At 65.7% G+C, this 13,184-nt stretch carries 11 protein-coding genes; 9 read left to right on the forward strand and 2 right to left on the reverse strand.

Translation table 11 applies throughout. From position 1 onward, the window contains the following. Positions 1-135 precede the first annotated feature (135 nt). The 5 genes from BAMB_RS02150 (at position 136) to BAMB_RS02170 (ending at position 6,039) form a co-directional block, all read left to right on the forward strand. Complete coding sequence (locus BAMB_RS02150; protein WP_011655859.1) at positions 136-1,398, forward strand: MFS transporter; 1,263 nt, start codon at positions 136-138, stop codon at positions 1,396-1,398. A gap of 103 nt (positions 1,399-1,501) precedes the next feature. Further along, complete coding sequence (locus BAMB_RS02155; RefSeq protein WP_011655860.1) at positions 1,502-1,846, forward strand: MmcQ/YjbR family DNA-binding protein; 345 nt, start codon at positions 1,502-1,504, stop codon at positions 1,844-1,846. A gap of 472 nt (positions 1,847-2,318) precedes the next feature. After that, the gene (gene gabP, locus BAMB_RS02160; RefSeq protein ID WP_011655861.1) at positions 2,319-3,710 is read left to right on the forward strand and encodes a GABA permease; all 1,392 of its coding nucleotides are present in this window, start codon (positions 2,319-2,321) and stop codon (positions 3,708-3,710) included. Between the two features lie 292 nt (positions 3,711-4,002). Further along, positions 4,003-4,923: an alpha/beta hydrolase family protein gene (locus BAMB_RS02165; protein WP_227739461.1), complete on the forward strand. Its 921-nt coding sequence runs from the start codon at positions 4,003-4,005 to the stop codon at positions 4,921-4,923. Positions 4,924-4,962: 39 nt separating this feature from the next. After that, entirely contained in the window at positions 4,963-6,039 is a 1,077-nt protein-coding gene (locus tag BAMB_RS02170) for a radical SAM protein (protein WP_011655863.1), read from the forward strand. Positions 6,040-6,158: 119 nt separating this feature from the next. On the opposite strand, the gene ychF is transcribed toward BAMB_RS02170, so the two are convergent. Further along, positions 6,159-7,253 (reverse strand): redox-regulated ATPase YchF, encoded by a 1,095-nt coding sequence (gene ychF, locus BAMB_RS02175; RefSeq protein WP_011655864.1) that lies wholly within the window; start codon positions 7,251-7,253, stop codon positions 6,159-6,161. 248 nt (positions 7,254-7,501) lie between these two features. Here ychF and BAMB_RS02180 point away from each other — a divergent pair, with 248 nt between their 5' ends. The 4 genes from BAMB_RS02180 to BAMB_RS02195 all read left to right on the forward strand — a co-directional run bounded on the left by BAMB_RS02180 (position 7,502) and on the right by BAMB_RS02195 (position 12,158). Next, positions 7,502-8,680, forward strand: a complete 1,179-nt coding sequence (locus BAMB_RS02180) for a UbiH/UbiF family hydroxylase (RefSeq protein ID WP_011655865.1) — start codon at positions 7,502-7,504, stop codon at positions 8,678-8,680. 90 nt (positions 8,681-8,770) lie between these two features. Continuing rightward, positions 8,771-9,499 carry a DsbC family protein gene (locus BAMB_RS02185; RefSeq protein ID WP_006752685.1) on the forward strand — a complete coding sequence of 243 codons (729 nt, stop codon included), beginning with the start codon at positions 8,771-8,773 and terminating at the stop codon, positions 9,497-9,499. Positions 9,500-9,614: 115 nt separating this feature from the next. Then, complete coding sequence (locus BAMB_RS02190) at positions 9,615-11,414, forward strand: M61 family metallopeptidase (RefSeq protein WP_041491079.1); 1,800 nt, start codon at positions 9,615-9,617, stop codon at positions 11,412-11,414. Between the two features lie 147 nt (positions 11,415-11,561). Then, positions 11,562-12,158 (forward strand): FMN-dependent NADH-azoreductase, encoded by a 597-nt coding sequence (locus BAMB_RS02195; protein ID WP_011655867.1) that lies wholly within the window; start codon positions 11,562-11,564, stop codon positions 12,156-12,158. Between the two features lie 105 nt (positions 12,159-12,263). On the opposite strand, the gene BAMB_RS02200 is transcribed toward BAMB_RS02195, so the two are convergent. Further along, positions 12,264-13,178 (reverse strand): uracil-DNA glycosylase, encoded by a 915-nt coding sequence (locus tag BAMB_RS02200; RefSeq protein WP_011655868.1) that lies wholly within the window; start codon positions 13,176-13,178, stop codon positions 12,264-12,266. Positions 13,179-13,184: the final 6 nt, after the last annotated feature.

Raw genomic sequence — 13,184 nt, forward strand, 5'->3', positions numbered from 1 at the left:
AGTACCGTTGTCGCATCGGATCGCATTCGCCGCGACCGACTTGCGGCGATCGAGGCGATCAACATAGTTCAACTATATCCATCAGGCAATCCGGGCGCCGCGCGGCGTCCGGCGGAACCCGGGAGGAGCATCGTCATGAGCGGCCCGCGCGCATCGCGCGTCTTCTACGGCTGGTATGTGGTGGCGGCCGCGTTCGCCGTCACGTTCGTCGGCTTCGGCAGTGCGTACACGTTCAGCGCGTTCGTCGAATCGCTGCAGCGGGATTTCGCCGCGTCGCGCGGGCAGATCTCGCTCGTGTTCTCGCTGGCCGGCTTCCTCTATTTCGGCTTCGGCATCGTCAGCGGCCCGCTTGCCGATCGCTTCGGCTCCCGACGGCTCGCCGTCGCCGGCATGTTGCTGACGGCCGCCGGTCTCGCCGCAGCCGGTGCCGCGCATACGCTGCTGCAGGTCTATGTCGCGTACGGGCTGGGTGTCGGCTTCGGCGTCGGCTGCGCGTATGTGCCGGCCGTCGGTGCCGTGCAACGCTGGTTCGTGCGGCGGCGCGGCTTCGCGTCGGGGCTCGCGGTCGCAGGGATCGGCGTCGGCACGCTGGTGATGCCGCCGCTCGCGTCCGCGCTGATCGCGCACGTCGGCTGGCGAGGCGCGTATGTCACGTTGGCGGCGATCGCGGTGGTGGTGGGCGCGGGCATGTCGCTGCTGATCGAGAACGACCCGCGCGGGCGCGGCTTGCTGCCCGACGGCGATGTGGCGCGTAAGCAAGCGGGCGATGCGCTGCCCGGTGCCGCGTCAGCGGTGCCGGCCGGTGCGACCGTGCGCGAGGCCGTCGCGTCGCGGCCGTTCGCGAGCCTCTACGCGGCGTGTCTCGTGTGCTCGTTCGGCGTCTTCGTGCCGTTCGTGCACCTCGTGCCGTACGCGCTCGATCATGGCGTCGCGCCGTCGACGGCCGTGCTGCTGCTCGGCGCGATCGGCGTCGGCAGCACGGCAGGACGGTTCTTCCTCGGCGGCCTCGCCGATCGCTTCGGCCGCCGCGCGTCGCTGCTCGCGATGTTCGCGGGCATGGCCGTCGCGCTCGTTGCATGGGCCGGTGCCGGGAGCGTCGCGACGCTCGCCGCGTTCGCACTCGTGTTCGGCGTGTTCTACGGCGGCTGGGTCGCCGTGCTGCCCGCCGTCGTAATGGACTACTTCGGCGGCCGCAACGTGAGCGCGATCATAGGCGTGCTGTACACGAGCGTTGCGTTCGGCACGCTGATCGGGCCCGCCGCGGCCGGTTTCATCTATGACGCGGGCGGCGGTTATCTCGTGCCGATCCTGGCCAGCGCGGCCGCCAATGCGATCGCGTTCGCGATCGTCGCCACCACTGGGCGCGCGCCGCTGATGGCGCGCGCGGCCGGCCGCTAGGCACACGTGGCCGGCCGCGCGGCCACGCGCTTGCGGCTAGGCGTCATCCACGATTTCCGCTACGGTGTGCGGGGCGTCGATCATCGACGGACGGAGGCGCATCGTGACATTCGACGAAGTTCGACGGATCGCGCTGGCATGGCGCGGTGTCGAGGAGGGCACGTCGTACGGCACGCCCGCACTCAAGGTGAAGGGCAAGATGCTCGCGCGCCTGCGCGAGGACGGCGACACGCTCGTCGTGAAAGGCGTCGGCCCCGACGAGCGCGCGTGGCTGATCGAATCGGAGCCCGACGTGTATTACGTGACCGACCACTACGCGGGCTGGCCCATCGTGCTGGTGCGCCTGTCGGCCGCGCATCCCGACGCCGTGAAAAATCTCCTTCTGCGAGAATGGCAGGCGATCGTGCCGGCCAAATGGCGGGACGAAGCGCCAGGCGGCGCGAACTGAGCGTCCGGCGCGGGGCCGGTGCGCGGCAAACGGGCTCTTCGGCGGATCGGTCCGCCGCCACGCCGGGGGGGCAGCCTCGCCTTCGATTGCCTGATCCCGGCGGGCGCGCCGAGGGACGCCTAACCGGACCAACCGTTGCATCGATTCACATCGATGCAACAAGTGGTTCCATCGAAATTCTTCAATTGGTTCTTAGTGAAGAACCGTTTGATGCTTACACTCGTTCGCTTCGAAGGCGGCTGACCGACAGCCGACGGAAAGGGCGCACGCGATGCGCCGGCATCCCCGCGTGCCGCATCGCACCCGCAGCTTCGCAGACTGCGTCGCGCACCGACCGAAACAGGCTCGATCCGGCTTCCTTGCCCGCATGCCGCGCACGCGCGGCGGGCTGCCGGGTTCAACAACGACAACTCCCCGCGCCGCCTTCACGAGACCCCCGGTCGTACCGGAATCGTTTTTTGGAGAGAGACATATGAGTGGAAGCAACACAGGCCTCGGCACGGGCCTGAAGCAGCGTCACGTGACGATGATGTCGATTGCCGGCGTCATCGGCGCGGGCTTGTTCGTCGGCTCCGGCCACGCGATCGCCGAGGCCGGCCCGGCTTCGATCCTCGCGTATGCGATCGCGGGCATGCTGGTCGTGCTGGTGATGCGCATGCTCGGCGAGATGGCCGTCGCGCATCCGGACAGCGGTTCGTTCTCGACCTATGCCGATCGCGCGATCGGCCACTGGGCAGGCTTCACCATCGGCTGGCTGTACTGGTGGTTCTGGGTGCTCGTGATCCCGATCGAGGCGACGGCCGCCGCGACCATTCTCAATGCGTGGTTCCCCGGCGTCGCGACCTGGATCTTCGCGCTCGGCATCACGCTGCTGCTGACGATCACCAATCTCTTCTCGGTCAAGAACTACGGCGAATTCGAATTCTGGTTCGCGCTGATCAAGGTCGTCGCGATCGTCGTGTTCCTGTGCATCGGCGGTGCGGCGATCGTCGGCATCGTGCCTGCGCCGGCCGTGTCGGGCGTGTCGAACCTGTTTGCGCATGACGGCTTCATGCCGCATGGCGCCGGCGCGGTGCTCGCGGCGATGCTGACGACGATGTTCTCGTTCCTCGGCACCGAGATCGTGACGATCGCGGCCGCCGAATCGGATAACCCGCAACGCCAGATCGTGCGTGCGACGAATTCGGTGATCTGGCGGATCACGCTGTTCTATCTCGGCTCGATCCTCGTCGTCGCGGCGATCGTGCCGTGGAACGATCCGCTGCTGCCGAAGCACGGCTCGTATCAGCGTGCGATGGAGCTGATCGGCGTGCCGAACGCAAAGGCGATCATCGACGTGATCGTGCTCGTGTCGGTCGCGAGTTGCCTGAATTCCGCGCTGTACACCGCGTCGCGGATGCTGTTCTCGCTGTCCCGGCGCAAGGACGCGCCCGCGTTCCTGCACCGCACCGATTCGACCGGCACGCCGCGTGCGGCCGTGCTCGCATCGACGGCGTTCGGTTTCCTGACCGTGATCGCCAACTACCTGATGCCGGAACAGGTGTTCGGCTTCCTGCTGGCGACGTCGGGCGCGATCGCGCTGCTCGTGTATCTCGTGATCGCGATCTCGCAGCTGCGGATGCGCAAGACGCTCGAATCGGGCGGCGCCGACCTGCCGCTGCGGATGTGGCTGTTCCCGTGGCTCACGTGGGCGGTGATCCTGTTCATTTGCGGTACGCTGACCGTGATGTTCGTCAGCGAGGAACACCGGATGGAAGTGGGGGCGACGGCCGTGCTGGCGTTGATCGTGCTGTTTGCCGCGTGGCTGAACAAGCGGGGGCGTGATGCGCGGGTCAGTGAAGGGCGGCGCGTGTCGGCGATGTGATGGAGTGAAGTGATGGCGGGCGGAAAGCCCGCGTCGCGAAACATGGCCCGATCGGTAATTTTCCGGTCGGGCCGTTTTTTTATCCAATGCGGCGGCTGAAGGTAACGTGTGACACGTTGTGAGAGACGAGAAGCAAGCCGTAATTAGCGCGTAATAATCGAACTCGTCTGATTTCATCGACAAAGACTTGCTCTTACATTGATCGCTTCGATTACCGAGGTGAATCGATGAATGAATCAATTTGGGGCGCCTTGTCGATGGTCGGCATTATCGGGCAGGGCCTGATATCCAATTGCGCGAGCGATACGCTTTTTCATTCGTCGACCGTGTCGAAGTCGAAACAATGACTGGGCGTTCGACAACTCGCGTCAGCATCGCTTTCTCCGCCCACGACGGATTCCGGCTCAACGGCACCTATTTCCCGGCGGCCGACGGCGATCGTTCCCCCGTGCTCATCTGCCCTGCGACAGGAATCCGGCAGTCTTTTTACTTCCCGTTCGCGGATTGGCTGAGCAAAGCCGGTCATTCGACGTTCGTATTCGATTACCGAGGGATCGGCGCGTCGCTCGATACCGGTCACGTCCGCGATTCCCGTGCGCGGAAACAGGACTGGGGGCAACTCGACATGCCGGCGGCGCTCGACTGGCTCCTTGGCGAAACCGGTGCGCGCGGCGCACATTTGATCGGACATAGCGCAGGCGCACAACTGGTCGGCCTGATGCCGAATCATGCGTCGGTTCGTTCGTTGTGCGCAATCTCCGCGTCTTCCGGCTATGTCGGCAACATTCGCTGGCCAAAACGTTTCGCGGCCTTGCTGCTTGCGCATATGTATGTGCCGCTTTCCATTCGTTTGCTCGGGTACGTTCCGGCTAAAGCACTCGGCTGGGGTGACGATCTGCCGCCGCGCGTCGGAATTCAGTGGGCCCGATGGTGCAGTCGGCCGGGATATGTGGCAAACGAATTCGGATCAGGGGTGGCGCGCCACTACTACGACGAATTTACCGCTCCCGTCATCGTTGTGGCCGCAACCGACGACCCCCTTGCCACGCCAGCCAATATCGCAGACTGGCTGCGCCTGCTGCCGAGAGCGAAGTCCGACGTCCACTTCATCCATCCCGACAACCCCGACGGCCGAGCAATCGGGCACGTCGGCATGTTCCGGCGCGAGCATTCGTCGCTGTGGCCGGAACTCACCAGGGGATTGCTGCGCTGACAGCACGTGTCGCTTTCACCCTCTCATCAGGAGACCACGATGGATGATTCAAGTGAAATGAAATCGCGCTTCAAGGCCGTCAGAAACGAGGCGAAGGAGACGCGTGCGTCGCTTTACCATCTCACGAATCAATGCAACCTTCGTTGCAAAGGGTGCTGGTTTTTCGAGAACGAATTCGATACGGCATCACACGAGTTGAACGATGCGCTTCGCTTTGAGCAGCGTGTGAGGGAGGAGGCTGCGCGCGGGATCAATGCGCCGCTGTTGATCGGCGGCGAGCCCGCATTGCATCTCGATCGGATACGGATGTTCCGGAAACACATGCCGAAGGTATCCGTATCGACGAACGGGCTTCGAAGAATCCCGTATGAAGGTTTCGAGGACATCACCATCGCGATTTCCGTATTTGGCGGTGGGCCACTCGACGACGAATTGCGTGCGATCGGCCCGAACGGAAAGCGCTTCACCGGCTTGTTCGGCAAGGCATTGGCAAACTATCGCGACGACGAGCGTGCGGGTTTTGTCTACGCAGTGACGATTGACGGTATTGCGTACATCGAGGAAACGGTGCGCAAGATTCGAGATAATGGGAATCGGTTGCTGTTCAATTACTACAGCCCCTACGACATTGAAGGTCCGCTGCGGCGGCGGGGGGAGGAGCAGTTGCTGGACGTGCTGCTCGACTTGAAGGCGAAATACCCTGAAACCATTGCAAGCCATCCCTATTATCTGGCTGCCCTGATGCGGGGCGAGACCGCTTGGGGAGTATTCAATGCTGCGAGTTGTCCGAGCGTCAGTGAGGATCATCCGCAAAACGTGGATCGTTTCGCATCAGGGTGGCCCGCACTACCGAGCTTCAATGCGTATCGCGCCGATTTTGCCTCGCTTGCGCGCTGTTGTACGTCAGGAGAATGCGCGAAGTGTCGCGACAGTCAGGCCGTGATTTCCTGGTTGCTGGTCAACGCCAGACATGTACTGAAGGAAGACGACGGGCTCCGGACATGGACGGAGGTGGCGGAAAGCTATTTCAGTCAGTTTGTCTGGTCGAAATACCATCCGCGCAACCGTATCGAGCACGCGTCGGTTCGCGCAATCCAATGCGACAGCGTCGAGTAGTCAGCATGCCGCTGGCATAGCCGGATCGAAACCCGACGAGCCTGTTACGACGCGGCCGGTGTGCCGAAAAGAAAAAAGCCCGCATGAGCGGGCTTTTCTCTGAAGCGATCACGCAACGTTCAGACGTTGAACAGGAAGTTCATCACATCCCCGTCGTGCACGACATATTCCTTCCCTTCCGCGCGCATCTTGCCGGCTTCCTTCGCACCCTGTTCGCCCTTGTAGGAAACAAAGTCGTCGAACGCGATCGTCTGCGCGCGAATGAAGCCGCGCTCGAAGTCGGTGTGGATCACGCCGGCCGCTTGCGGCGCCGTGTCGCCGATGTGGATCGTCCACGCGCGCACTTCCTTCACGCCCGCGGTGAAGTAGGTCTGCAGGCCGAGCAGCTTGAAGCCCGCACGAATCACGCGGTCGAGGCCCGGCTCTTCCATGCCCATGTCGGCGAGGAACGCTTCCTTGTCCGCATCGTCGAGATCGGCGATTTCCGCTTCGATCGCCGCACACACCGCGACCACCGGCGAATTCTCGCTTTCCGCGTACTTGCGCACCGCATCGAGGTGCGGGTTGTTCTCGAAGCCGTCGTCCTTCACGTTCGCGACGTACATCGCCGGCTTCGCGGTGATCAGGCAGAACGGCTTGAGCAGCGCCTGCTCTTCGTCCGACAGATCGAGGCCGCGCACGGCCTTGCCCTGGTCGAGGTGCGCGCGCACCTTCTCGAGCACTGCGGCGAGCTTCACCGCTTCCTTGTCGTTGCCCGACTTCGCGGCCTTCGAGTAGCGCGTGAGGGCCTTCTCGACGGTGGCGAGGTCGGCGAGCGCGAGCTCGGTGTTGATCACTTCGATGTCGTCGATCGGGCTGACCTTGCCGGCGACGTGGATGACGTTGTCGTCCTCGAAGCAGCGCACGACGTGCGTGATCGCATCGGTTTCGCGGATGTTCGCGAGGAACTGGTTGCCGAGGCCTTCACCCTTGCTCGCGCCCGCGACGAGGCCGGCGATGTCGACGAATTCGACGACGGCCGGCACGACGCGCTCGGGCTTCACGATTTCGGACAGCGCCTTCAGGCGCGTGTCGGGCACTTCGACGATGCCGACGTTCGGCTCGATCGTGCAGAACGGGTAGTTCTCGGCGGCGATGCCGGCCTTGGTCAGCGCGTTGAACAGGGTGGACTTGCCGACGTTGGGCAAGCCGACGATGCCGCATTTGAGGCTCATGGAATCCTTCGGACCGGTGAGGCGGCGCGGCCGGACAAAGCGCGGCGGCGCGGGAAAAATAGGGACGGCCGGCGCCTGCGATGCGGCGGGCCGATGTTCGAAGCCGCTATTGTACCGTGCCGACGCCCCGGTTTCCGGCCTTCCCCCGAACGCCCGATGCGACGGGCCGCCGCGCCGCCGGGCCGGCCCGCGATTCTGCTGATTTCCCGCAAAGTCCGGCCGCGTAAGGGATTGGCCCCGCGGCTATAATGCCCGCCATGACTGCCCACCACACCTTCGACGTCGCCGTGGTCGGCGGCGGGCTCGTCGGCAAGACGGCCGCGCTCGCGCTGACCCAGTCCGGCTACAAGACCGCCTTGCTCGCCCAGCCGGCGGCGCCGCGCCCCGCCGATCTCGCGTTCGACACGCGCATCTACGCGCTGTCGTCCAGCTCGCAGGCATTGCTGGAGCGGCTGCGGGTCTGGCAGGCGCTCGACCATGGCCGGCTCGCGCCGGTCTACGACATGCGGGTGTACGGCGACGCGCATGCGGAACTGCATTTCTCCGCCTACCAGGCGTCCGTTCCGCAACTCGCCTGGATCGCCGAATCGTCGCTGATCGAGACGTCGCTCGACGCCGCGCTGCGGTTCCAGCCGAACCTCACGTGGTTCGATGCGCGCGCGCAAGGCTTCGACGTGCGCGACGATGCAGCCGTGCTCACGCTGTCGTCGGGGCAAGTGCTCGAAGCGGACCTCGTGGTCGGCGCGGACGGCGCGCATTCCTGGGTGCGTTCCCAGATGGGGGCGAGGATCGAGCGGCGCGATTACCGTCAGACGGGCGTCGTCGCGAACTTCAAGGCATCGCTTCCGCACCGCGAGACCGCCACCCAATGGTTCCGCGACGGCGAGATCATCGCGCTGCTGCCGCTGCCGGATGGTCACGTGTCGCTCGTGTGGTCCGCGCACACCGCGCACGCGGACGAACTGCTCGCGCTCGATCCCGCGCAACTCGCGGCCGAAGTCGAGCGCGTATCGCACGGGCAGCTCGGCACGCTCGAATGCGTGACGCCGGCCGCCGGTTTCCCGCTCGCGCTGCAGACCGTCGACAAGCTGATCGCCCCGCGCGTCGCGCTCGTCGGCGATGCCGCACACCTGATCCACCCGCTCGCGGGGCAGGGGATGAATCTCGGCTTGCGCGACGTCGCGGCGCTCGCCGATGCGATCGCGAACAAGGAATCCTTCCGCAACCTCGGCGACACGGTGCTGCTGCGCCGCTACGAGCGTTCGCGCCGCGAGGACATCCGCGCGCTGATGGTCGCGACCGACGGGCTGCAGCGGCTGTTCGCGGTGCCCGGCTCGTTCGCGAAGGCGGTGCGCAACGCGGGCATGGCGTTCGTCGGCGCGCAGCCGCTCGTGAAGCGCTGGCTCGTATCGGCCGCGCTCGGCTGATCGAACCTTCGCGCGCCCGGCCTGTCGGACAGGGCTCCGTTACGGCGTACACTGTGACGTGCACTCCGATTGAGCTGAAGGAACAACAGGATGAAAAAAACGATCCGCATCGCGTCGCTGGCGCTGGCCGTCACGATGGCGACGCTTGGCTGCACCGCGCAGGCCGACCAGACCACCGACAAGTTGAAAGCCACGCTGCAAGCGCGTCTGGGCAGCGACGCGCCGATCAAGAGCGTGTCGAAATCGCCGGTCGCGGGCCTGTATGAAGTCAACCTCGGCACGCAGATCATCTATAGCGATGCAGCCGGCGACTACGTGCTGCTCGGCGACCTCGTCGACACCAAGACGCACAAGAATCTGACCGACGCGCGCCTGTCCGACCTGAACAAGATCGACTTCGCGAGCCTGCCGCTCGCGAACGCGATCAAGGTCGTCAAGGGCAACGGCGCACGCAAGATCGCGGTGTTCTCCGATCCGAACTGCCCGTACTGCAAGCGGCTCGAGACGACGCTTCAGTCGGTCGACAACGTGACCGTCTACACGTTCCTGTACCCGGTGCTGTCGCCCGATTCGACCACGAAGTCGAAGGCGATCTGGTGCGCGACCGACCGCGCGAAAAGCTGGGAGGGCTGGATGCTCGACCATCGCGCACCGTCCGGCGCCGGCAACTGCGATACGAGCGCGCTCGACAAGAACCTCGCGCTCGGCCGCGGGATGAACGTCACGGGCACGCCGACGATCTTCCTGCCCGACGGCCGTCGCCTGCCGGGCGCGGTGTCGGCCGATCAGCTGAACCAGGCGCTCGCGTCGAGCAAGTAACCGACCGGCACGCCGGGCCGCATGGCCCGGCCAGCGAGGGGCGCCCGTGGTATCTGCCGGCGCCTCTCTTCGTTTCCGCCGCCATATTCCGTCCGATTTCCGACCGATTGCCACGATGACCCAGCCGATCCGTTATTCGATTGCCCCGAAAGATCTTGCCGCGCACCTGTTCGAAGTGTCGGTGACGGTCACCGATCCCGATCCCGAAGGCCAGCGCTTCTCGCTGCCGGTATGGATTCCCGGCAGCTACCTCGTGCGCGAATTCGCGCGCAACATCGTGACGCTCGCCGCGTTCAACGACGCGGGCCGCAAGGTGCGGATCGCAAAAACCGACAAGAACACGTGGCAGGCCGCGCCGGTGAACGGCACGCTGACGCTGCGCTACGACGTGTACGCGTGGGATCTGTCGGTCCGCTCCGCGTATCTCGACGAATCGGGCGGCTTCTTCAACGCCACGGCCGTGTTCCTGAGCGTCGCCGGTCGCGAGGATGCACCGTGCGAAGTCGACATCGCGAAACCGGCGGGCGCGGCGTTCCGCACGTGGCGCGTCGGCACGTCGCTGCCCGAGGCGCGCGGCACCAGGCGTTACGGGTTCGGCGCATATCGGGCCGCGAACTATGACGAACTCACCGACCATCCGGTGACGATCGGCGAATTCGCGCTCGCGACGTTCGACGCGCACGGCGTGCCGCACGACATCGTGATCGCCGGGCGCGTGACGCAGCTCGACATGGAGCGGCTGCGCGCCGACCTGAAGCGCGTGTGCGAAGCGCAGATCGCGCTGTTCGAGCCGAAATCGAAGAAGGCGCCGATGGACCGCTACGTGTTCATGACGCTCGCGGTCAGCGACGGCTACGGCGGCCTCGAGCACCGTGCGTCGACCGCGCTGATCTGCAACCGCACCGATCTGCCGGTGAAGGGCCGGTCGGAAACGACGGAAGGCTATCGCACCTATCTCGGCCTGTGCAGCCACGAGTATTTCCACACGTGGAACGTGAAGCGCATCAAGCCGGCCGCGTTCGTGCCGTACGACCTCGCGCGGGAGAACTACACGTCGCTGCTGTGGCTGTTCGAGGGCTTCACGTCGTATTACGACGACCTGATGCTCGTGCGCAGCGGGCTGATGTCGCAGGACGACTATTTCGCGGCGCTCGGCCGTACCGTCGGCGGCGTGCTGCGCGGCACGGGGCGCCTGAAGCAAAGCGTCGCGGACAGCTCGTTCGACGCGTGGATCAAGTATTACCGCCAGGACGAGAACGCGACCAACGCGATCGTCAGCTATTACACGAAGGGTTCGCTCGTCGCGCTCGCGTTCGATCTCGCGATCCGCGCACAGACGCGCGACCGCAAGTCGCTGGACGACGTGATGCGTCTGCTGTGGCAGCGCTACGGCCGTGAGTTCTATCGTGGCAAGCAGGCGGGCGTCGAGGAAAACGAGGTCGAGGCGCTGATCGAGGAAGCGACGGGCGTGGCCCTCGGCCGACTGTTCGCCGACGCCGTGCACGGCACGCGCGACCTGCCGCTCGCCGAACTGCTCGCGCCGTTCGGCGTGACGCTCGCGCCCGAGGTCGCGGCTGGCGCGGCCGCGAAACCGACGATCGGCGCGCGCCTGCGCGGCGGCGCGGACTGCACGCTGGCGGCGGTGTACGAGGGCGGCGGCGCGCATCGCGCGGGGCTGTCGGCCGGCGACACGCTGATCGCGCTCGACGGGCTGCGCGTCACCGGCACGAATCTCGACACGCTGCTCGCGCGCTACCGGCCGGGCGACAAGGTCGAGGTGCACGCATTCCGCCGCGACGAGCTGCGGACCGCGAAGCTGAAGCTGGACGGGCCTGAGATCATGCGCTACCGGCTTACAGCGGACGCGAAACCGGCCGCCGCACGCAAGTCCCGGGAAATCTGGCTCAAGGGCTGATCCTGCACGAGCGGCTTTAGGGGCGCGACCATCGATTGTTCTGCTGGTGCAACAATCCGTCGCCCCTGAGCCGCTTTTTCACGACGATGCGGCCACGCACAATGGCGTCACTCGCGCTACCGAAGCGCAGCCCAACTGGAGCCTGACATGACGACCATTCTGCAAATCAATTCCGCGGCGCGCTCGCAAGGTGCGCAATCCACGCTGCTGGCCAACGAACTGACGGCAAAGCTGCAACAATCGAACGCCGGCGCCAACGTCGTGGTTCGCGACCTGCTGGCCGACGGTCTGCCGCACCTCGACGAATCGGTACTCGGCGCATTCTTCACGCCGGCCGACCAGCGCAGCGCGGAACAGAATGCGATCGTCGCGAAGAGCGATGCGCTGATCGCCGAACTGCAAGCCGCCGACATCATCGTGATCGGTGCGCCGATGTACAACTTTGGCGTCTCGTCGCAACTGAAGGCGTATTTCGACTGGATCGCCCGCGCAGGCGTCACGTTCCGCTACACCGAGAACGGTCCGGAAGGGTTGATCAAGGGCAAGAAGGTTTACGTGGTGACGGCACGCGGCGGCAAGTACCTCGGTACCCCGAATGACAGCCATACGCCGTACCTGCGCACGTTCCTCGGCTTCATCGGCTTGACCGACGTGAGCTTCATCCACGCGGAAGGCCTGAACCTCGGGCCGGATTCGCAGAGCGCGGCACTCGCCAGCGCACGCGAAGCGATCGCTGCCGCGTAAGGCCCGCGCGGGTGCATCGCACCCGCGTTGCGTCGCCGGATGAAAGAACGCCGCGTCCCGAAAGGGCGCGGCGTTTTGCGTGGTGCGGGTAAAAGAGGAACGCGATTACGCGAGCGTTTCGGCCACTTCAGGCAGGCGCCAGTCGACCGGCTCGCGGCCCGCTTCGACGAGATAGTCGTTCGCGAGCGCGAAGTGGCGGCAACCGAGGAAGCCGCGGTGCGCGGACAGCGGTGACGGATGCGGCGCCTCGAGAACGCAGTGGGCGCTCGCATCGAACAGCGCGCGCTTGGCCTGCGCGTGCGCGCCCCACAGCATGAACACGAGCCCGCGATGGCGATTGGCCAGTTCGTGGATCAGCGTGTCCGTGCATTGCTCCCAGCCGCGCTTCGCGTGGCTCGCAGCCGCGCCGCGCTCGACCGTCAGCACGGTGTTGAGCAGCAGCACGCCCTGGCGCGCCCACGTGTCGAGGCAGCCGTGACGCGGCGTGTCGTGGCCGAAATTCGCGGCAATTTCCTTGAAGATGTTGCGCAGCGACGGCGGCGTGCGGACGGCCGGCGGCACCGAGAACGCGAGGCCGTGCGCCTGCGGTGTGCCGCGATCGTCACCGTGGTAAGGGTCCTGGCCGAGGATCACGATCTTCACGTCGTCCGGGCTCGTCAGGCGCAGCGCGCGGAACACGTCGGTCGGGTAGACCGTCTTGCCGGCCGCGCGCTCGTCGTCGACGAAGCGGCACAGCGGCGCATATGCGTCGCTGTCGGTGAACGGTTTCAACACGTCGCGCCACGCGGCCGGCAGCGCGTCGAACTGCGCGGCGAGGTGAGGAATGTTCGCGACAACGGGGCGCGCGGGCTGCGGCGCGGCGGAAACCGGGGCGGTTGCCGCGGCCTTCCTCGCGGGTTTGCGCCCGGCTGCGGCCGGCGCGGGCGCCGTAGCGGAAACATCGTCCTGCGCCGTTTCCGGCACGGGATCGTCGAACAGCGACGCCTGCTGCGGCGTGCGGAGAGTCTTGCGGGTTGCCATGCGTGA

The sequence above is a fragment of the Burkholderia ambifaria AMMD genome (assembly GCF_000203915.1).
GTDB lineage: Bacteria > Pseudomonadota > Gammaproteobacteria > Burkholderiales > Burkholderiaceae > Burkholderia > Burkholderia ambifaria.